Genomic DNA, 21,543 nt, shown 5'->3' on the forward strand with positions numbered 1-21,543 from the left:
CGCTCCCTGCCAGTCATTCCCAATCAAATACCTTTCAATTTCTATCAAATACAAAAACGAGAACCGAAAAACCTACCGCCTTATTCCAGGAGAAAAATCATGAGACCAATACCCCAAGAGATGTTTGCACTCTTCGTGAACAATTTCGCGAGTTCAAGTTAGAGTGAGGAGTACATCAGAAGAACTTAAGGCAGATGGATGGACTTCTTCCGGAGAAAGGCAACGTAATCAGAAATGGTTGATTAATGAAGATAGAAAGATGAGGCCACTACGCTCGCGACTTCAATCAAAAGCCACGTATTGGTTTCTTCCATTCCCTTTGGCGACATACACCGCTTGATCAGCGGCATGGATAAGCTCATCTACGTTGGGGAAGGATTTTTCCTTAGAATGTGTGGCCACTCCGATAGAAGCCGTGACGGTAATATATTGTCCAGGAGAAATTTCATGAGAGAGTTGGCTCAACCTTTTCAAGAGACGCTGAAAGAGAATAAAAGCACCTTGCGAATTTGTGCCTGGCAGGACGACCAAAAATTCCTCTCCCCCATACCGCCCGACTACATCACTGGATCTGACTTGCTCCATTAAAAATTCTCCCACGCCCATAAGAACTTGGTCCCCAGCAGCATGGCCATGGGTGTCGTTCACCGACTTAAAATGATCAAGGTCCACAAAACCCACACTGAGTGGAGTCTCATCTCGTAAGGATTTATGAAACGCTTGCGTGAGAAATTCTTGGAGAAAGCCACGATTGAAGGTTTTTGTGAGCGGGTCCCTTCGGGATGAATGCTGTAAATGATGAAATTCGGATTCAAGATCGACCGTACTGCTTTTTAACTTTTCCACTTCCTGGCACATTTGCAAATTTTGAAACAATTGGCCTTCACGCGCCATGTCAATCAGGTCCGCAGGATTCACATCCTTCACGATATTCATATCAAACAGTTGGTCCACCTCAGTAATCGCCGGGAGCATCTGATCGAGCAGATCGGACAGGAAGTCCATAGGAAGTCCCAGCCACACCTCTAACTTGTTTCCCGTCTCCTGAAGAAGAGAGTCGGTGATTCCATTCATGAACAAGGTTGCCAGGGCACCGGCACCAGCGACACACCGCACAAACTTGGAACGCTCATCTTCAGGCGGCAATTGTAAGGGGTCCTCACTATAGGCCACGGCCAGATGCAAGCGTTCCGGGAGATTCCATTGCCCCAACAGCCATCCACCGACCGTGGCGTGATGAACCCCGAATATCTTTTGTTCATGGGACACCACTTGTCGGTGATCGTGCTGAGGCAGATCGGAGGCCCCATAAAAATCAGGACACACGTGGTTCAGCGCCAGCATCCCAATATCTTGAAGCAAACAAGCGATGAAGAGTTCTTCCCGGTCTCGCAATCCACAATACTGGCCTAATACCTGGCTTGCTGCGGCAGCAATACCCGACCGTTTCCAATAGAGGGAATAGTCAAGACCCCCTTCCTCGTTTTGACGCAATCCTTTGACCAGAGAAAAGGAAAGCGCCAGGGAGGTCGTCGCATTCAGCCCAAGCAATAAGGTCGCCAATTGAAGGCTTTCGACCTTTCGTACCATCGCGTACATCGGCGAGTTCGCCGTCCGAAGAATTTTACCGACAATCGCCGGATCGCGGGAAAACACCCTGATCGCTTTATCAATATCTACTTCCGGATCATTGGCCATTTCAATGACCTGTAAGGCATAGGCCGGGGGGCTGGGCAGATTTCGGCAAGTCTTCAGTTTGGTTTCCAAGTCTGCCGGTATGAGTTCGTACGTCATAGTTTCATTGCCCGAGTATGTGTGGGCTTTTGCCTTAATGAGTCAATTAGGGACAATCTATAACTTCGGTCTTGGAGACGGCTATCTTTAAGCGACAAGATAACCCAATAACCAAAATTTCTTAAAATCAACCAACAACCAACCCCAAACCACTATGGCAATTCCTGCGGAATTGTGATTGCGATCATTCCGCCAAGGTGACAGCAGCAATATTTTCCTGGGTGGTGTTTAAGCCAACATCATTACCCTCCAAGACGATAGAGGCTAAGGCCGTGGTGTTGCCCGTTATCCCCATGGTGGTGGTCACGGCATTCAAGGCAAAAATATCATGGTATTGCACAGAAATAGGAACCGTCCCGACTGTCGCATCATGCCAATCCAATGTAGCGAGGATCGTGCCCGGCAACAACACCCGTCCTCCCATTGTCGTGGTATCCTCTACCAGGTAAACACCGTAGACATATCGATTATTGTCAATATTAATATCCGACCCTTCTAGTAAAATAGCTGTGGTTCCCGAAGTGCTTCCAGCACCCACACTGGTCGGGACATAATGGTGAATATCATTCCTTCCGGTTTTGGAAGAAGCGTAAAGAAAAGTCCCGGCAGGCAATATTACATCTCCTACAAGCGTGTTTTTTTCCACGACGGAAATACCCGAAATTATCCCGTTAATGGGATTTTCCAATAACATATAAAAGGTACCTGAAGAATAGTCACCCGGTGTCGCTGGCCGGAAGACAAACACATCCTTCCACGTCACGCTCAAGGTATTGAGACTGGTCAAGGTGGCATTAAACTCTGTAGAGAGGAGAAGGTCTCCCGGTAATAAATCAAATGTGGTGGTGGTCCCTACAGTCACCCCAGTTTTTACATAATCAACGGCATCGATTTGTAGGCCCCCACTGGAAAATGTTCTAAAATTTTGCAATGAAGAAAACGTACCATTGGTAGTCCCTGGCTCCAATGCTAAATTCGGGTCGGAAAAACGAAGAACATCAGCATTCGTCCAAGAATCTAGCCCCGGAGCGCCGCTTGGGGAACCCACATCTCCGAAGGTCGCGAGCAGAATGCCGCCAAGACCGCTTCCGCATCCGCTGACTCCACCCGAACAGGCTTGAACTAAGATGGGGCCGCTTCGCCATTGCACTCCCGCCGGGCGGCAAGGGTTAAAATGATGAGTGGTATCTTCATTCGCAATGAATTGAATTTCCGGCACCGCATAAGGTATAGCTTCATCCACTCCAACTCGTGTGCCAATAAGATGATACCGGAGGTGACTGAGGGTAATGCCACAGCCGGAATTGGTGACGGTCCCGTCAATACTGTAACTCCCCCCTGTGGTATCGGCCAGCAAATTGACGAGCCGGAACAAATGGCCCACGCTGCCGCGTTCGATGAATAGATCCGGGGTCGAAGTTTCATTGGTATTCCACCATGCATCAAACTCCGTGGCGTTGGTAATGGTCGGGGCTGCATCCGCATTCAAATTTGAGATGAGGAGATATCGCGTATCCGGAATTTCGTTTTCCGCAATCCCTGCGGCATTGCTGAACGCCGCCATGGTGGGATGCAAGACGTAATACCGAGGAAAGCCTCGATCGTTTTGCAACAATCGCGTGTCCCCCATTTGCAGATATTTCGGACTCAATGCAGACAGATCTGCCGGCCAGGCATGGGTCTCCTGCAAAGACAATTCAATGGCTTGTGCAATAGCCTGAAGGTTGCTCTTCTCCGCAGTCCTTGTGGCGTCATCGAGTCGGTTGATGAAATTGGGAAGGATGATTGCAGCAAGAATGCCAACGACGGCTAATACGCCGACAACTTCGAGGAGGGAGAAACCGTGGGATGATCGTAGCTCGTATTTCGTATCTCGTATCTCGTGAAGAAACAGACGTCGCTCGTCGCTCGTCGCTGGTCGCTCGGGAGACGTATCTCGTATTTCGTCGCTCGTATTTCGTGAACATAAAGATATCGATGGTCCTCCGGAAAGAGTATTTCGTATCTCGTATTTCGTATTTCGTGAAGAAACAGACGTCGCTTGTCGCTCGTGAAGAGTATCTCGTATTTCGTATCTCGTATTTCGTGTCTTGGTGAGTCTCATTTCGTTGCTAGTCGCTGGTTATCGGTTGATGGGAATGCGTAAGGCGTACCCCCGCATAGCCACCTTCGTATTTCGTACCTTGCTGGTATGATGGCGACGTGTCCTATTCACTTAAATACATGCCAATGCCGTTTAGGTCGATCCCATCCAAACTCACATCCGACCCATCAAAGAACAAATAAGCGTTCGCTTCGGACTGAAAGCTCAGCAGGCCAAGTTCGGTCTTTGTCACATCCAAAATGAAAATATCTTCCCTCTCTGTTGCGATTGAATTATCACCAACCGACGAGTCATCAGCGTCTAAAGTGACGAGAATTTGTCCAGCCAAGAGAGTGGTGCCTCCAATGGTCCTCTCTGATTCAATGAGTTCGATGCCGGTAATGTCCTGACTCAAATTAAAATCACTGCCATCGAGGAGAAGTTGCGTCGTCCCGACCGTCAAGGTGCCCATCCTTAACGGGGTAAAGAGATAAAGATCCTCACTTGTTTCACTCAACAGCAATGTGCCGGCCTGCAGCGTGGTATCACCCACGAATGTATCCTGTTCGACCAGAGAAACTCCCTGAGTCGAACCAAACCCAACATCGCTCGCATCAAAAAACATGATAAACGTTCCCGACGAATAATCTCCCGGTTGATCCGGACGGAAAATAAATACATCGTTATCATCGACCGAGAGGCTATTCGTGCTGTTCAACGTTTCATCCCCTTGGGTAGAAAGCAGCAAATCCCCTCTATAGAGATCGAGTGTGATGAGGGAACCCACAGTCAGATTTCTTGACACATAATGAATTGCATCGATATCGGCCTGGCCCGTAAAATTTTCGAGTTTAAAGATGGCACCATATTGACCTGCCGTGGTGCCACCCGGCGGCGAGGTCTCAAAACTCAGATTCGGATTGTCAAAGGAAACAATTTCGTCCTCACCCCAGCTCCCGATTTCCGGTATCCCGCTCGTATCACTCGCAGTGGTCAGCCACAACACTTCACATGGCGCTGCTGGAAGCGGTGCAACAACCCATCGATCACCGATGGACCGGCACGGATCAAATTGATAGGACACATTGGTGGTGAGGGCGAACTCAATTTCCGGAGTGCCATAGGGAGTGTCTTCATCCAACGACACCACCGTTCCGGCCACATGGTACTGATTGTAATCCGTCAGCGTGCCTCCGCTTGAATCGGTCGTGGTTCCATCAATTTGGTAACTCGCGCCGGGACCAAGAAACGTCAAGTTCACCTGGTGAAAGAGGCTGGCCAGATTGCCGCGATAAATTTTAAGATCGGGCGTGGCGGTTTCATCAGTGGCCCACCAGGTTTCAAACTCGGTGGCGTTCGTGATGGTCGGCGCGGCATCTTGGCTTAAGTTTGAAACAAGCAAAAAGCGAAGCGCGATCAGATCACTTGCCGCGAGTCCCGCTCCGTTGTTAAAGGTGGCCGTGGTCGGATGAGCCGCATAATACCGGGGGAACCCGCGAGGATTCTGCAACAACTGGGCACTATCCAATGGCACATACTCCGGACTGTGCGCGGCCAGGGTTGGTGCCCATGCGCGATTGCGGCGTAAGTAAAGTTCGGTGCCCTCCGCGATGCCACTTAGACTCTGTAATTCCTGATCCGTGCTGAGGCGATCGTTGAGCGACACCAAATTCGGCGCAAACACCGCCGCCAAAATCGTCATCACCGCAAGAATACCGACCATCGCGAGGAGGGTGAAACCGGGGGAAGATCGTATCTCGTATTTCGTATCTCGTATTTCGTTATTTGGGAAGAAAGGACAACATTCGTGTTTCGTATTTCGTATTTCGTATTTCTTTAAAGGATAAAGATGAGGGACAAAAGACGAAAGAAGTATCTTCTTTGCGAGATACGAAATACGAGATACGAGATACGTCAGTTTCTTCACGAAATACGAGATACGAGATACGAACGACGTTCTTTTTATCGCGAGATACGAGCGACGAGCGACGAGCGACGTTTGTTCTCCCATCACGAACATTGCTGTCCTTGAACCAGCCATTTCGGGGTTCCCTGACAGTTAGGGTCAAACTGATACCCGGCGTCCATCGTCAAGTTCAACTCGACTTCCGGAGTGGAGTAGGAATCACTCGTATCCAGCTTTACCGGAGTGCCCACTACATGGTAGCGGTTGTGAAGCGCCAGGGTTTGATTGCCGGGAGTACCGGTCGAGGTTCCGTCGATCTGGTAACTTCCACCCGGGCCAACTGGGCTCAGGCTCACCAAATGAAACATATTGCCTAAATGCCCGCGATAAATTTTCAGATTCGGCGTGGAGGTTTCATCCGTATTCCACCAGGCATTAAATTGTGTGGCATTGGCAATCGTAGGACTGGCATTCGCACTGATATCTGAAATCAGCAAAAACCGCATATCCGGCAACGCACTTTCAGCGAGACCGGTGGCATTGGAAAAACCTGCGGTGGTGGGATGGGCAAAATAGTACCGGGAATACCCTCGGCTATTTTGAAGTAGCTGGGCCGAGCCAAAAGACACATATTTAGGACTGAGGGCCGCAAGGTTGGGAGGCCAGGTTCGGTTTTCCCGAAAATACACCTTCACCCCTTCGGCTATGGCCTGGAGGTTTTTGGTTTCCTCGGTTTGTTCGGCACGGTCAAAGACATCTATGACATTGGGAATCGCAATCGCCGCCAGCGTCGCCATAATCGCCAACACCCCGATGACTTCGATGAGGGTGAAACCGGCGGCGTTAAGCGCCGCGCATCTCGTATTGCGTATTTCGTATTTCGTATTTCGTGAAGAGAAAAACGTCTCTCGTATCTGGGGAGAAGTATCTTGTATCTTGTATCTCGTATCTCGTGAAGAAAAGAACGTATCTTGTATCTCGTATTTCGTATCTCGTTTTTTCAGAAAAGATGCTTGAAAAGTCATGGGTCACGTTAAAATCTATTTGATTAGGTAGATACGTTTATCTTCTTTATAAGGCTTTTGAGCATTCGGGATTCATGGTCCAATTTTTCCAAAAGGTTTCCTTTGCCCCTACTTGGTAAAAATCCTAAATCACAACTCAATTCCACTTGGGTTTCTAACTCGGCACAAGACCCAAGTGCCATGTACAAAAATTGCCGATATTCCTTGTTGTGAATTCGGATAAATCCTTCGGCGATATTCGACGGGATTGAAACCGCAGCGCGTCGCATTTGAGACACTAATCCATACATTTCTTCTTTGGGAAAACTCTTACTCGACTGATACACCTCCAAAGCAATTTCTTTTCCTAGTCTCCATACCTCAAGATCCCTAAAACTTTTTATCTTTGTTGCCATCAATCGTTTTTTTTACGAAATACTAAATACGAGATACGAAATACGTTCTTTTTTAACGTTTTTATCTGATCCCTCCCACCAGGCTCATCATGGGGAGGAAGATCGACACCGCGACGAAGCCGAGGAGCACGATGAGTCCAACCGTGACCAGAGGTTCGACTAACCCAAAGACGCGCTTCATGCGGCGGGGAATTTCTTCGTTGTAATAATCCGAGACATTGGCCATGGTTTGGCCCAATCGCCCGGATGACTCACCCACCGTGACCATCTGCAACACCATGGGAGGAAAGACCGAATATCGACTTAAGCAGGCACTCAACGTCTTGCCTTCGGAGACTCCCTTTTCAGTTTCAATGAGAGCTTTTTCCACGACCCGATTTCCCACCAACGACTGGCACAGCTTAAGGCAGCGTAAAATCGGCACCCCCGAGCGAAACAACACTCCGAAATTCTGGGCGAAGCGCGAAATGACTAACATGCGAACGACTTCTCCAAAAATGGGGAGTTTGAGCTTCAAGGCATCGAGTTGGTATCCGACTTCCGGAGAATTTCGACCTAATAACACCACAATGGGAATCAGCAGGAGGGCGGTTCCCCAATACATCCAGGTCGCCACTAGCAAGTCACTCGCATGCATGATCACGATGGTGGGAAGGGGTAACGGCACTTTGAGGCTGACCAAGACCGTTGAAAACCGAGGGATCACAAACGTAAACAGGAGGATCATAAACAGGAATAGGCCGCCCAATACTAACGAGGGATAGATGGTCGCCTGCCGGACATCACCAATCATCCGATCCACCCATTCCAAATACCGTCGAAGCTCCCCAAAGGTGTCGGCTAAGGTTCCGCTTTCTTCCCCGGCCTGCACCAAATGGGCCATTTCTTCAGGAAAATAGGATGGGTGTTCTTTGAGCGCTTCATGGAGGGGCACTCCCGTCTCGATCCGCTTCCATATCGCGAGCATGACTTTTTTGAATTGAGGATCGGTCGCCTGGTCCGCAAAGCCTTTAATCGCCGGAGAGACCTGCACGCCCGCGGAGAGAAGACTGTTCATATGAATGCCAAAGACAATCAGCAATTGCCGCTTGGCACGATTAAACCGTGTCTTTTTTTGTGCTCCCGCACCTGTCTTACTTTCCTTCGCCTCGACCAACCACAGTCCATTCCCTTCCAGTTGTGATTGCAGGGCTTCCATATTCGACGCCGACAAGAAGCCCTCCACCGGCTGGCCTTGGGCATCGACGGCGCGATAGGCGAATTTAACCATGAATCACCCGCAGCACTTCTTCCACCGTGGTGACTCCGTTCAAGGCCTTATCAATGCCATCCTCGATCATCGTGCGCATCCCGGCTTCCTTGGCCAATCGTGCAATTTCCTTGAGATCCGGTCCGTGGAGTATCGCTTCGTGATACCGTTCATCGAACGCCAAAATTTCAAAAATTCCAATTCTGCCTCGGTATCCGGATCCCCCACACAATTCACATCCCTTGCCCTCCCACAATCGTGGCGACATACCAGGGGGAACCTTTACTTCCGCAGCTTGGAGCACCAGCTCCGCATCGGGGCGCTCGCTTTTGCAATGGTCGCACAAACGCCGGATCAACCGTTGCCCGATAATGGCAATCAAGGAAGGTGGCAGAAGAAACGGCTCGACGCCCATATCCATGAGTCGTGGTAAGGCACCAATGGCATCGTTCGTATGCAGGGTGGAAAGCACCAAATGGCCGGTGAAGGCCGCGCGAATGGACAGCTCCGCCGTTTCGCGGTCACGGATTTCCCCGACCATGATGACATCGGGATCTTGACGAAGGAGAGCGCGCAATCCCACAGGAAAGGTCATCCCGATATCCGAATTGATTTGGGTTTGGCGAACCAGGGGCAGCTCATATTCGATAGGATCTTCGAGAGTAAAGACACTGCGTTCTTCGGTATTGATCGCTTGGAGTCCCGTATATAACGTGGTGTTCTTTCCGCTTCCCGTCGGTCCAGTCACGAGCACAATCCCATGCGTACGCTTCATCGCCTGCTCAAATATCGTCTGATTGCGTTCAGACAGACCCAGGGCGACCATCTCATGCTTGACGCTTGATTTATCCAAAATCCGCATCACCACACTCTCTCCGAAACTGGTGGGGAGTGAGGAAATACGAAGGTCCACCGGCCGATGCCCTGCGGTAAAGGTAATATGTCCATCTTGCGGCAAGCGTTTTTCCGTGACATTGAGATTCGCCATGAGCTTGAACCGGGCAATCACCGGAGCTTGCAACTGCTTGGGCATAAGAACTTCTTGCCGCAGCACACCATCGACGCGTAATCGCACACGAAGAATTTTTTCGTCCGGCTCGATATGAATATCCGTGGCCCGATCTTTAATCGCGAGGGAAATAATCTGATTGCACAGACGAATCATCGGGGCTTCAATCCCCGATCCCTCTTCCAATTGTTCGAGCCCCTGACGGAGAAGTTGGTCTACGGTTTCGTCGATGGTTCCGCTTTGTGCATAAAATTGGTCCACCGCATCTAACAAAGTCGTCAGTGGCGCTGATACCACATTGACGACCAGCCCGGTCTTCCGCTCCAGGGTATCCACGGCCACGACGTCCATGGTGTTCACCAGGGCCACGGTCAGAACATCCCCTACCCGTTTAATGGGAAGCGTGGGTAGGCGTTTCGCCAATTCATAGGGCACGAGATCCAACACCTCACGCTCAACATAGACGTTGGCCAAATCGATGACGGCCGAGGCTGTTTGCTGGGCCAGAAAAGCGCTGAGTACATCCTGGGTAATAAACCCAAGATTGATCAGGGTTTCTCCAAGATGGCCCCCTAACCGCTGAAGTTCCCGGAGCGCGAGGCTGAGTTGATCCTCGGTGAGAAATCCGGCCTCTAATAGCCGTTGGCCTAGGGGTTTCGTTTTAGTTGGGGATGCTGTGTCGGTCGTCACGGGGAGAACTCCCGCGAAGGAATTAAGAAAAATACCAACTATCGATGTGCAAGATAGAGATACAGGGTACTGGTCGCCGTGTCGTACTTCGCCCGACCCCTGAGTTGTTTCGTGGCCGTCGTCGTGCCGATATCCCGATCCACAATAGAATCGAGACGATCAAAGTCTTCCGTACTGATACCCACCAACCGGTAATAGGCCACATTGGCTCCAGTGGGGATATCGCTATTGCCATCATCACCTTTGAGGTCCCACCCCACGTTGGTCGCCGTGACGGCCGTTCCATAAGCCACGCCCGCGGCACAAGGCAGGTACATGGTCGTTCCCAATGCGGCTGGACTCGTGGTATCAAATTTTTCTAAATATGGCCCTCGAAATTTCGGCCACATGCCGGCGGCGGTGACCAGGGCATCGGACCGGGACAACGTCAATCGTGCAGCCAAAGAGGTGACTGTCGCACTATCTCCTGTGGCTTCAACAGTGGGCACCCCGGAAGCATCGAGCGGCAGCAGGGACCCGATGTCCCCATAATATTTCATCACGGCGGTCTCATAGGCTTTCACAGAAGCCGCCAAGGCATTCACTCTGGATTCCGCGATTACATCGAAAACCTTGGGTAAAACCAGCGCCGCGAGCACCGCCACCACGGCGAGCACCCCGATCATTTCGATCAGCGTGAACCCGCGCGAGTCATGCCCCATCAGACTCGGACTTCTCTCATCTATTTGAATTTTTTTCATGCGCACCAGTCACCGTCCTTGGCTTTGGTATCATTCTCGTTTCGGTTCACATTTGTTCGACCTTTAGCCATTCGGTTTTTATGCATGGCCAAGCCGAAAGTTGGAAATCATTCAATTCTTTATGGTGCTTGAAAAACGGTGACTCCTTGAATCTATCGATGCGCGAGATACAGATACAAAGTCCCACCGGACCCTGAATGCCATTTGGCCCTTCCGCGTACTTCCTTTTCCGCATCAGTGCCTCCCACATCGGCATCCAACATCCGATCCAGTTCAAGGAAATCTTCCTCACCTAATCCTGTCAATCGAAAATATACGACATTGGCGCCCGTATTCAGATCGCTATTCCCATCGTCTCCCTTTAAATCCCACCCAAGGTTATTGCCGGTCACGGACGTGCCGTAGGACACCGCCGTCCTGGCAGGTATATACATGGCTGTACCAAGGCCAGGCGGGGAGGTCGTATCAAATTTTTCCAGATAGGGTCCATTGAACTTTGCCCAAAGATTGGCGCCCGTGTTGAGAGAATCGGAACTGGACAGAGTCAACCGGGCCGCCAGAGAACGCACGGTGGCACTGTCGCCGCTATTTTCCGTCTGCGGAACTCCGGATGCATTCAAGGGCAACACCGACCCAATATCCGTATAATATTTCGTGACCGCCGTTTCATAGGTTTTCACAGCCGCGCCCAACGCATCAATTTTTGACGATGCAATAATGTCGAACACCTTCGGAATAATCATCGCAGCCAGGACGGCGACCACCGCCAACACCCCGATCATTTCAATCAAAGTAAAGCCCTGATCTTTTTGGGATTGCCGCTTATTCAAATTCATAACGTTCTGACCCTTTTCAATATTGACCCACAATGAGACTCGATGTACTTCATCCCTGGCTACTTCGGTCACCTGAGGAAAAATATTAATAGTTCTATAGATTTTTGTTCCGTTTATTGCTTGCACTCAACCCCTTTTCCCCTTTGGCCTTTTCCCCGTGGATTTGGGGACTTACGTTCCCGGACTTGTCCGACCAGACTCCTGGCCCTCTTCCTGCCGTCAATAAAGAAACCTTTAAAAAATCCCGACAACACACCAGAAATATATTTATTCATACAATCCATGGAACAAACGAACGATGGTGGCTTCCCCTAGCTCCACAGGGACACCTACGGAGGGAATTCTTACGCGTATTTATTCAGTACTGGCGGCAAGCTACGTGAATGCTCATTATGAAAAAGTGGTGGAATATCTCTGCCCATGATCACACCATTCAAAAATTTCTCTCTCCGTCACAAACTTCTCAGCATTATCATGGTGACATGCAGCGGGGCATTAATCCTGGCCTGTGCTGTGATTGTCCTGTATGACCTTTTGCTCTATCGAGAGGATCTGTCACAGCAGCTCTCGGTTGAAGCTGACATCATTGGTGCCAACAGCACCTCGGCCCTACAACAGCAGGACACCGATGCCGCTTCCAAAACGTTACAGACTCTTCGATATCAACCCAGCATCATTAAGGCCGCCATGTATGCCCAAGATGGATCTTTGGTCGCCACCTATTATCCTACACTCCACGATTCCTCAATTTCCCTCTTATCCACTGAGGTAAAAGATTTTCAATTTCTGACCCTGGATCTTGTTCGAGAAATTATTCACGAGGGAGAACGCGTCGGAACGATTTATCTTCAGGCAAGTTTAGAACCTGCCTTTGAACGTTGGATCGCGTTTGGCACGATTGTCATGGGCATTATCTTTGCCTCCTGTCTCTTTGCCTTTCTCCTTTCCAATCGGTTACAGGCACTGATCTCCGCCCCCATCCTGCGACTCACCAAGTTAGCCCACCAAATCTCCACGGAAAAAAACTATTCCCTTCGTGAGCAAAAGGACAGCCAAGACGAAATTGGCACGTTGATTGATGGCGTGAATGACATGTTGGACCAAATCCAACATCGAGACCGGCAATTACAGGATCACCAAGAGGCTCTGGAAGACCTCGTGGCTCAACGCACCTCGGAACTCGAACGTTTACACCGACAAGTAGAATTGATTTTGAAAACGGCAGGAGAGGGCATTATTGGGCTGAACAACCAGGGGGAAATCACGTTTGCGAATCCCGCAGCTTCGTACATGTTGCAATGGCCACCCGAAGAATTACAGGGCCAAGACCTCCACCACATCGTCCATGAACACTCTGCCAACGATACACCTTGCGCTCAACCGGATTGTCAACTCCATCAAGTCACCAAGGAAACGACCCTGTCATCTGAAGGACATGACGTCTTTTGGCGAAAAGATGGCACTCCGTTTCCCGTGGAATATCTGAGTGCGCCTATTCGTGATTCCGACAGTCTCGTCATCGGCATGGTGATGACCATCCGGGACATCACAGAACAAAAGCGATTTGAGGCGGCACTCTTTGAGGCTATGCAAAAGGCCGAACAAGCCAATCATGCCAAATCGCGATTTCTCGCCAACATGAGCCACGAAATTCGTACACCAATGAACGGCCTCTTGGGCATGTCTGAACTTTTACTCCAATCCACCCAAACGCCAAAGCAGCGGCAATTTACCGAATCCCTGCATCGGTCAGGACAGCATTTACTCGGCATCATTAATGATATCTTGGACTTTTCCAAAATCGAGGCTCAAAAACTTGAATTGGAAACCATCGACTTTTCTCTTCATCAAACCATTGAAGATACCGTACAATTGTTTGCAGAACCCGCTCAAAAAAAAGAGCTTGAACTCATTTGCCATATTGAGCCAACGGTTCCCAATGCCGTGCAGGGCGACCCTGGGCGAATTCGACAAATTCTCACCAACCTCGTTGGCAACGCCATCAAATTCACCGCTTCTGGAGAAATATACGTACATGCTTCGCTTCACCACACCGAAGGAGAGACTCTGGAAATTCAATTTGAAGTCGAGGATACCGGCATGGGCATTCCCGATGAAGCCCAATCCCGAATCTTTGACTCTTTCTCCCAGGCCGACGGTTCAACCACCCGAAAGTTTGGCGGAACTGGCCTGGGCCTGACAATTGCGAAACAACTCGTGGAACTCATGGGCGGCCACATCTCTGTTATGAGCCATGAAGGGAGAGGCACCACTTTTCTATTTACGATCACTCTATACCAGGGAACCTCTCAAACTTTGGCAGATCAGAGTTCTTGCTCGCTCGAAGGCCTCAGAGTACTTTTAATTGAAGACAACCATCGGGCCCAATTGGCTTTTCAGGATATGGCCTCTTTATGGGGTGTTCATGCAGAATCAGCCTCAAGTGGCGAACGAGTCCTCGACCGTTTGCACCAGTCCCCAACTCTGCCCCACTTATTTGCCGGGATTTTCATTGACGACACTCTTCCGGATCTTGACAGTATTGCTTTGGCGAAACAGATCAAATCTCTTCCCTCCCTTTCAGACATCCCACTCGTCCTTCTGACTCCTTGGCACACATCGGAGGAATACCTTCACCAAGCTTCACTCGCTGGCCTCCACCGACAAATGCTCAAACCTATTCGTCAGCAGGATCTGTATGAACAGTTTCGAGCATTGAGAGAACACTCACCCTCCTTGGTCGACTCAGCTATAAATTTCACTCCTCCTGAGAATCACACCTCATTGTCTTCAGCTTCTATCCTGTTGGCGGAAGATCATGAGGTCAACCAAGAAATCGTTAAAGCCATGGCTGACCGTTTGGGCTGTCAACTGGAGATTGTCAATAACGGCGTGGAGGCCGTGAAAGCCCTCTCCCGCAAAGCGTTCGACCTCGTCCTCATGGACTGGCAAATGCCAGAACTCGATGGGCTTGCTGCGACGTTGGAAATCCGGGAACAAGGCGTCGAGGCACGACACCAATCCCATTTACCTATTATTGCCATCACGGCCCATACCTCTGCACAAGATCGACAGACCTGCTTGGAGGCCGGTACGGATGATGTCCTGCCCAAACCCTTTTCCCTTGACCAACTACAAAACAAATTACGTCAATGGTTACCGCCATCACTAGCAAACGGAAATTCGTTTCAGCAGGAACAGAATAGGCCTCCTTCATCTGGTCACTCGTCGCAGGCTTCGCCGATGGAGGGAGAGGTATTAGATGAATCAGCACTTGCTCGAATTCGAAACCTACAACAGCCCAACACCCCAAATCTTGTCGGGAAAGTACTCACACAATTTTTGACACATTCGCCGAAACTTTTAGCCGATCTCCAGGACGGCCTTCAGACCGCAGACTCGTCCTTGCTCCTTCAGGCCTCCCACGCTCTAAAATCCAGCAGCGCCAATATCGGAGCCCTGCGATTGTCGGGAAAATGCAAAGCCTTAGAGCAACTTGTCCGGTCCTCTCACACCATCATGGAAACAGAATCGATGCTCAAAGAGATTCGGCTGGAATTCGAAACCGTACAACCGATCTTGGCTGCCCGGGTCACAAAGGAAACTGTATGAACATTTCATCTTCCCAGTTTGCACGCTCCGTGATTCTCGTTGCGGATGATGATCCCACGATTCGTCTTCTTGTCAGTGAAGCCTTGGGTGGAGTGGGCTACCAAGTCGAAGAAGCGGAGGATGGCAACCAAGCCCTGGCCATCTTGGGTGTAATGAAAGCCGACCTCATCCTTCTGGATGTGACCATGCCCGGTAAGTCAGGATTTGAAGTCTGCGAGGCCTTACGCCGCATTCCAGGGTATGAACAAATACCGGTGCTCATGGCAACAGGGCATGATGATGTTGAGTCCATCAGAAAAGCATTTGAAGTCGGCGCCTCAGATTTTCTCACCAAACCTATTAACTGGGAACTCCTTCCCCATCGAATTAACTTCTTGATTCGGGCTCACCGGGATGAAAAAGAGCGCAAGCGCGCTCAAGAAGAAATCCTCCGCCTGAATCACCAAACACAGTTGCTTCTAAACTCGGCTGGGGAAGGCATTTGTGGCTTAGACACCTCTGGACGAATCACATTCATGAATACATCGGCTTCCCAATTGCTCGGGTATGAGCAGGGCGAACTTCTGAGTGAACCCATCCATAAGCTGTTGTCCCAGACCATGGAGCTTTCCCACCCTCATGACCTTTCCACCATACCCATCTATCTTCCTCTGGTGGACCAAAGAATCCACCGAAGCTCAGAGGAAATCTTTTTCAGGAAAGATCATACTCCATTGATGGTCGAATACGTCTGCACGCCCACGAAACTCGGCGATCAGATTACCGGAGCCGTTGTGGTCTTTCGAGATATCAGCGCCAAAAGCGCCATGGAGCGCCGGGAACGGGCCCATTATACGATCACCAGAATTCTGGCCGAATGCCCGAATGCTGATGAAGCGCTTCCTCGCATTGTGGAATCCATTTGTCACATTTTGAACTGGGATTTGGGCATTATCTGGAAAGCCAGCCAGGACAAATCGTTTTTAACGTTTTTGGATGCTCGGTCGCCTTCGTCACCACAATTCGTCTCGTTCATTGACCACTGCCAACACACCTCCATTCCCCTCGGCATGGGTTTAGCCGGACAGGTGTGGGCCTCGGGAAATCCAGAGTGGGTTGAAGAACTCCACGCCGCGAAGGGTTTCCTCGAATGGGAATCCTTCGACCATTCAGAACTCACTAGTGCGTTTGGTTTTCCGATCATGGCGGGAAAATCCATCGTGGCCATCATGGAGTTTTTTAGTCGAACCCCTCAAAAAATTGATGAGGATTTATTGGCCTTATTTCAAGCCGTGGGCAGTCAAGTCGGCCACTTGCTAGATAGGAAACAAGCCGTCGATGCCCTTCGAGAAAGTCAAAATCAACTGATTCAAGCCCAAAAGATTGCCCAACTTGGTTACTGGCAATGGGATTTAAGCTCCTCCACCTTCCATATTTCAGAGGAAACCCGCCGATTACTTGGCGAAACCTTTACCAGCTTCACCGGCACCCATGAAGAATTTGTCCAAGCCATTCACCCCAATGATCGTGAAGACCGCAACCAAACCATTCAACAGGCCCTGAATGCCCGAACATCCTATAGCCTGGAGTACCGACTCGTGGGTGAAGAGGGCCAAGAACGAATCATTTCCGAATTAGGCGAACTGATTCTCGATGATCTCGGGAGACCCATTCAAATCACCGGTGTCATTCAAGACATTACCGAACGCAAATACAAAGAATATCAAATTCACACCCTCGCGCATTACGACACGCTCACGAATCTTCCGAATCGGCTGATGTTTCACACGTTACTGGAGCAATCTCTCGCCACCAGCCAGCGACAGAATCAACCCCTGGCTATCTTGCTGCTGAACATCGATCGGTTTACGCGCATTAATGAAACCCTGGGATATCGCACCGGAGACCTGCTCCTCCAGGAAATTGGGAAACGATTACTTCGATCAATTCGCCGGACTGATGCGGTAGCCCGACATAACGAAACCGACTCCTCGACGACGATTTCCCGATTTGGGGGTGATGAGTTTACTATTCTGCTCACCAGTTTCAAATCGGTGGAAAACGCCGCCAAGGTTGCCCGACGTGTGATTGCCCGACTGGCCCAACCCTTTCACATTGGAAGCCAAGAGATCTTTATCACCACTAGCATTGGGATCAGCCTTTATCCCAACGATGGCAACAACGAGGAAACGCTCCTCCAAAATGCCCAAGTCGCGCTCCAACATGCCAAAGACAATGGTCGCAATATCAGCCATTATTTTTCACCAAACATGAATGCGTCTTCCTCCGCCAAGCTCACCATGGAAAGTAATTTACATAAGGCCATCGAACGGTCGGAGTTTCTCCTCTACTATCAACCGCAAATTGATATTCAAGAAAGACAGATCGTGGGAGTGGAAGCCCTGATTCGTTGGCAGCATCCGGAACTCGGCATCGTATCGCCGGGAGATTTTATTCCGTTGGCCGAAGAATCTGGACTGATTAAATCCATCGGAGAATGGGCCTTACACACCGCCTGCCAGCAACACCAACGATGGCAGGAACAAGGCCTTCCTCCCATCCGTATCGGGGTCAACCTCTCCAGTTTGCAATTTCGAGATCAGGATTGGGTCATGACCATTGACAAGGTTCTGAAAGAAGGTCTGCTCGACCCACGCTATCTTGAACTTGAGCTGACCGAAGGAATTGTCATGCGAGACGTGGAAGAAACCATGAACACCCTCCACTACCTGAAAAAGTTGGGCATCAAATTAGCCATTGATGATTTTGGCACCGGATATTCTTCGCTGAGTTATCTTAAACGCTTGCCACTCGATACGATTAAAATTGACCAGGCCTTCATTAAAGACCTCACCACCAACGAACAGGATGCGTCGATCACCAAAGCCATTATCGCCTTAGGCCACAGCCTGGATCTTCGGGTCATCGCCGAAGGCGTCGAAACCGAGGGACAGTTTCGCCATCTCGAAGAACAGGGCTGTGACGAAATTCAGGGGTACTTTTTTAGCCCCGCGGTTCCTGCCAATGCCATCGTGCAATTGTTCGAATCACAATTCGCCGCTCTCCTTCCACACCCAGACTTGATACTGGCGTAGAAAAATTGTCGCTCGTTGCTGGTCGCTGGCAAAAAAGACGTGTCTCTAGGCTTGCGTCTGTTTCTCTCAGGAATATTTCTGGATTGTGGTTTGCGTAAACGGGAGAAGGAAAGACGGGTGAGATTGTCTGGTTACCAGCAACGAGCGACTAGCAACCAGCAACTGAATTTTTACTATCGATGAGCTATATACAGAAGGAGAGTACCCTCGTTGGCTACGTCCCATTTGGCCCGGCCTCGGAGTTTCCGCTCGGCATCGGTCGTTCCAATTAACGGATCAATCACTTTGTCCAGTTTCAGAAAATCCTCTTCTCCAATGCCCTGAAGTTTGAAAAAGGCCACATGAGCATCCGTGGGGATATCGCTGTTTCCATCATTCCCTTTGAGATCCCAGCCGATATTGCTGGGCGTGACGGGAGTCAGGAGAGGGACGGGAATGCTTGTAGGAAGAAACATTTTCGTCCCGATCTCGGGGGGCAGAGAGGAATTGAATTTCTCCAAATAGGGACCTTGAAATTTTGGCCACAGGTTGGTGCCTAATACAAGTGGATCGGTCGAACTCAAGGTCAACCGTGACGCCAAGGAGGTCTCGATCGTTGAATCTCCCGTGCCCTCTACCTGCGGGACACCAACCGAATCGAGCGGAAGCAGCGAACCGACATCCCCATAATATTTCGTCACACCGATTTCATAGGTGTGTGTGGCCGTCGCCAACGCATCAATCTTCGAATCGGTAATGACATCAAAGACACGGGGAATTATCATGGCCGCTAACACCGCAATCACGCCAAGGACACCGATCATTTCGATCATCGTCATTCCGTGAGGATTTCGAATCTTCCACATCATATCCATTACGACCTTTCCCAAAATTTTTGATTTACCCCTTGTGCGTGAAATGAATGAGGGTACACTTGTATGCCATCCCATCGGATTATTCCTTCCTATTCTTAAGGAGACAGACTGAGAAAATCTTCAATTTATTCAGGCGAGTCAGGACCCAACCATCAACAAGTCCCGCCCACACCTGTGGCTTGGGAACCGAAAAAAGTCTTTCTGTAGACGGAAGAAAGGAGTGTAAAGAATGATGGCAAGAGGTGGGGAGTTCTAAAAATTATCGACCCTACCACACAACATGATGGAGGGTTTCTAGAATCATTCCGGTTCCAATGATGCCGGTCATCATACCGAATACCGTGGCAAAGCGTCGCTGATCAATTTTCTTACTCAACGAGATTCCTGCAAAAATCCCTAAAACGCTTCCCGCGACCACAATGGCCGTCAGTCCCAATTCCATCGAAGCAATTTCCAAGTGACCAAGAATGCCACCCACCGTCGTGAGCGCAATGATCATCAATGACGTTCCAACCGCGTAATGAGCCGGGAAGCCCAATACCCCGATCAACGCCGGGACGATGAGAAACCCTCCTCCAATGCCAAAAAATCCAGTGAGGATTCCCACCCCAAAACCAATACTCAACGCCCGGCCCACACACATCAGAGAAAATTCCCGGGCACATCCCTCCACTTGTTCGGGTACGGGAAAATTTCTCCGCACCAACGACCAGACACTCACCCCAACCATCAAGACACCGAACAAAAGCAGGATCGTGTTTTCCTGAATCCATGTATGCCCAAAGGCACCAACCCAGGCTCCTAACAATCCCGTTGAACTAAAGACCAAGGCGGCTCTTCCTTTCACGTGATGATCACGATTTTTCCTTAACACCCCTAATAAGGAGGAACACCCGACCACCACAAGGGAAGTCAGTGTCGCTTCTTGAACAGGGACCCCTACCAGATACACCAACAGGGGAATCGCCAGAATCGAACCGCCAGCGCCGGTGGCCCCAAGGATTATGCCGACCACCCCACCGGTTAGTAGAGCCAGGAAAGTTTGCAGATCCATTAAAGAACCTTGTTCATTCCAACAACGTATGCGGGCATGTCACCAAACATCATTCCACGCGCACTCTCTTCTGATATGCTTTTACCATGATGATCGTCAGGCCGACTCCTAGAAGCATCATGATGGCCACAATGAAAAAAACCGTCCATTGGTCTTTGGCCCCAAGGGCAGCGGTTTCATACTGCTGAGACAACCACGTCACCCGCACGGCATGGCGCACAATCATCATCAAACACATCGTCACGACCAAACTCAGCATTCCACCAATAGCCAACCCTCGGGCTTGTGGGACCATCAATGCCGCATTGAGTAACACCAGACTCAATAACGCCGCTGTCAAGGCGAGAAAAAATGCGAGGGACCCGAAACTTTGCCCACTCACCAAATCTCCACGAACAAATGAAGGAAGGGACAAAAGGAGCCAAGGTCCTACCACAATCTGCGGAATGGCCCCGGTCAACGTCCAAGCCACGCCATATTGCCTTACCCACGTCGCATATCGATCTTTTGGATCTTCGTCCCTGAAAGCTTGACCACTCGGGGATAAAAAGAGCCCATAACACACTAGAAAGATTCCCATGCCTGCCATTGCAGCCAACATTAAATGTCCATATCTGGGAAGGAGAGAAGGAAGGCTCAACACAGCTGAGAACCCCTGCGATCGTACGTTTTCCCATTGTTCAGGATGAAGCATAAGCACGCTGGCCGAGACGAACACCAACGCCACCCCAAGGAACATCACTGAAATACCAACTCCCAGTGCCAATTGAAGACTCGGTCGTTGTTCAAGAAATCCACGCCAATGACTATATCCATACAACCCGGCATACCCCACCATGGCTGCGAGAAACGCCACGATCCAATGGTCTCCGAGAATACTCACCGTGGGAGCAAATAATGGGCCGTAGAGAACCTGAACGAAGACCAATGGCATGACTCCCAACACGACCGCCACCCCTAAAAATCCAGGAAGCCAATTAGCCAAGGTGCTAGCCAATTGCCGGTAGTCACCACGTGCGGTGACCACCCCAATCGCCTCAGTGATCACCATGACGAAGGTTCCACCCACAACCAAATTCATAAATATGGCATGCACGAAAAACGCCAGGATGACAAATCCATGAACGAGGGGATCGGATTCCGGGAGAGTAAGTGATGGGGTTGCAGGAAGGGAGCCAAAGGCCATACCTACACGATAAAGCGATTTGGCGTTTAGCTCAAG

At 50.1% G+C, this 21,543-nt stretch carries 14 protein-coding genes; 2 read left to right on the forward strand and 12 right to left on the reverse strand.

Annotation, left to right across the window (positions count from 1 at the left end; genetic code table 11):
- Window positions 1-282: 282 nt before the first annotated feature.
- The 9 genes from PPG34_RS08365 to PPG34_RS08405 all read right to left on the reverse strand — a co-directional run bounded on the left by PPG34_RS08365 (window position 283) and on the right by PPG34_RS08405 (window position 11,727).
- Window positions 283-1,794 carry a sensor domain-containing diguanylate cyclase gene (locus PPG34_RS08365; protein WP_313832753.1) on the reverse strand — a complete coding sequence of 504 codons (1,512 nt, stop codon included), beginning with the start codon at window positions 1,792-1,794 and terminating at the stop codon, window positions 283-285.
- A 184-nt stretch (window positions 1,795-1,978) separates the two neighbouring features.
- Window positions 1,979-3,898 (reverse strand): type II secretion system protein, encoded by a 1,920-nt coding sequence (locus PPG34_RS08370; protein WP_313832754.1) that lies wholly within the window; start codon window positions 3,896-3,898, stop codon window positions 1,979-1,981.
- Between the two features lie 103 nt (window positions 3,899-4,001).
- The gene (locus PPG34_RS08375) at window positions 4,002-5,918 is read right to left on the reverse strand and encodes a type II secretion system protein (RefSeq protein ID WP_313832755.1); all 1,917 of its coding nucleotides are present in this window, start codon (window positions 5,916-5,918) and stop codon (window positions 4,002-4,004) included.
- Entirely contained in the window at window positions 5,888-6,808 is a 921-nt protein-coding gene (locus PPG34_RS08380; RefSeq protein ID WP_313832756.1) for a type II secretion system protein, read from the reverse strand. The genes PPG34_RS08375 and PPG34_RS08380 overlap by 31 nt, the downstream gene beginning before the upstream one ends.
- A gap of 23 nt (window positions 6,809-6,831) precedes the next feature.
- Window positions 6,832-7,203: a four helix bundle protein gene (locus tag PPG34_RS08385; protein WP_313832757.1), complete on the reverse strand. Its 372-nt coding sequence runs from the start codon at window positions 7,201-7,203 to the stop codon at window positions 6,832-6,834.
- Window positions 7,204-7,264: 61 nt separating this feature from the next.
- On the reverse strand, window positions 7,265-8,473 hold the full coding sequence (locus PPG34_RS08390) for a type II secretion system F family protein (RefSeq protein WP_313832758.1): 1,209 nt from the start codon (window positions 8,471-8,473) through the stop codon (window positions 7,265-7,267).
- Window positions 8,466-10,151, reverse strand: a complete 1,686-nt coding sequence (locus PPG34_RS08395) for a GspE/PulE family protein (protein WP_313832759.1) — start codon at window positions 10,149-10,151, stop codon at window positions 8,466-8,468. The genes PPG34_RS08390 and PPG34_RS08395 overlap by 8 nt, the downstream gene beginning before the upstream one ends.
- Window positions 10,152-10,189: 38 nt before the next feature.
- Window positions 10,190-10,891 carry a prepilin-type N-terminal cleavage/methylation domain-containing protein gene (locus PPG34_RS08400; protein WP_313832760.1) on the reverse strand — a complete coding sequence of 234 codons (702 nt, stop codon included), beginning with the start codon at window positions 10,889-10,891 and terminating at the stop codon, window positions 10,190-10,192.
- A gap of 152 nt (window positions 10,892-11,043) precedes the next feature.
- Complete coding sequence (locus PPG34_RS08405; RefSeq protein ID WP_313832761.1) at window positions 11,044-11,727, reverse strand: type II secretion system protein; 684 nt, start codon at window positions 11,725-11,727, stop codon at window positions 11,044-11,046.
- Between the two features lie 420 nt (window positions 11,728-12,147).
- On the opposite strand from PPG34_RS08405, the gene PPG34_RS08410 reads away from it, so the two are divergent.
- Complete coding sequence (locus PPG34_RS08410) at window positions 12,148-15,339, forward strand: sensor histidine kinase, YfiR-like protein-associated (RefSeq protein WP_313832763.1); 3,192 nt, start codon at window positions 12,148-12,150, stop codon at window positions 15,337-15,339.
- On the forward strand, window positions 15,336-18,413 hold the full coding sequence (locus tag PPG34_RS08415) for an EAL domain-containing protein (RefSeq protein ID WP_313832765.1): 3,078 nt from the start codon (window positions 15,336-15,338) through the stop codon (window positions 18,411-18,413). Before PPG34_RS08410 ends, PPG34_RS08415 begins: the two co-directional genes overlap by 4 nt.
- A 173-nt stretch (window positions 18,414-18,586) precedes the next feature.
- Here PPG34_RS08415 and PPG34_RS08420 read toward each other — a convergent pair whose 3' ends face one another.
- From PPG34_RS08420 to PPG34_RS08430, 3 genes are all read right to left on the reverse strand, one after another.
- A complete protein-coding gene (locus tag PPG34_RS08420; protein WP_313832766.1) occupies window positions 18,587-19,261 on the reverse strand; it encodes a type II secretion system protein in 675 nt (224 codons plus the stop codon).
- Window positions 19,262-19,535: 274 nt separating this feature from the next.
- Window positions 19,536-20,321, reverse strand: a complete 786-nt coding sequence (locus tag PPG34_RS08425; RefSeq protein WP_313832768.1) for a sulfite exporter TauE/SafE family protein — start codon at window positions 20,319-20,321, stop codon at window positions 19,536-19,538.
- 49 nt (window positions 20,322-20,370) lie between these two features.
- Entirely contained in the window at window positions 20,371-21,507 is a 1,137-nt protein-coding gene (locus PPG34_RS08430; RefSeq protein WP_313832770.1) for a hypothetical protein, read from the reverse strand.
- Window positions 21,508-21,543 lie beyond the last annotated feature (36 nt).

This window comes from Candidatus Nitronereus thalassa, from assembly GCF_032191465.1.
GTDB classification, from domain to species: Bacteria; Nitrospirota; Nitrospiria; order Nitrospirales; family UBA8639; genus Nitronereus; species Nitronereus thalassa.

Bases quoted from the DNA above. Each gene is read 5' to 3' on its own strand.
- PPG34_RS08365 (WP_313832753.1), bottom strand. From the start codon at position 1,794: ATGACGTACGAACTCATACCGGCAGACTTGGAAACCAAACTGAAGACT.
- PPG34_RS08430 (WP_313832770.1), bottom strand. From the start codon at position 21,507: ATGGCCTTTGGCTCCCTTCCTGCAACCCCATCACTTACTCTCCCGGAA.
- PPG34_RS08420 (WP_313832766.1), bottom strand. From the start codon at position 19,261: ATGATGTGGAAGATTCGAAATCCTCACGGAATGACGATGATCGAAATG.
- PPG34_RS08425 (WP_313832768.1), bottom strand. From the start codon at position 20,321: ATGGATCTGCAAACTTTCCTGGCTCTACTAACCGGTGGGGTGGTCGGC.
- PPG34_RS08385 (WP_313832757.1), bottom strand. From the start codon at position 7,203: ATGGCAACAAAGATAAAAAGTTTTAGGGATCTTGAGGTATGGAGACTA.
- PPG34_RS08415 (WP_313832765.1), top strand. From the start codon at position 15,336: ATGAACATTTCATCTTCCCAGTTTGCACGCTCCGTGATTCTCGTTGCG.
- PPG34_RS08375 (WP_313832755.1), bottom strand. From the start codon at position 5,918: ATGGCTGGTTCAAGGACAGCAATGTTCGTGATGGGAGAACAAACGTCG.
- PPG34_RS08405 (WP_313832761.1), bottom strand. From the start codon at position 11,727: ATGAATTTGAATAAGCGGCAATCCCAAAAAGATCAGGGCTTTACTTTG.
- PPG34_RS08380 (WP_313832756.1), bottom strand. From the start codon at position 6,808: ATGACTTTTCAAGCATCTTTTCTGAAAAAACGAGATACGAAATACGAG.
- PPG34_RS08390 (WP_313832758.1), bottom strand. From the start codon at position 8,473: ATGGTTAAATTCGCCTATCGCGCCGTCGATGCCCAAGGCCAGCCGGTG.
- PPG34_RS08370 (WP_313832754.1), bottom strand. From the start codon at position 3,898: ATGAGACTCACCAAGACACGAAATACGAGATACGAAATACGAGATACT.
- PPG34_RS08410 (WP_313832763.1), top strand. From the start codon at position 12,148: ATGATCACACCATTCAAAAATTTCTCTCTCCGTCACAAACTTCTCAGC.
- PPG34_RS08400 (WP_313832760.1), bottom strand. From the start codon at position 10,891: ATGAAAAAAATTCAAATAGATGAGAGAAGTCCGAGTCTGATGGGGCAT.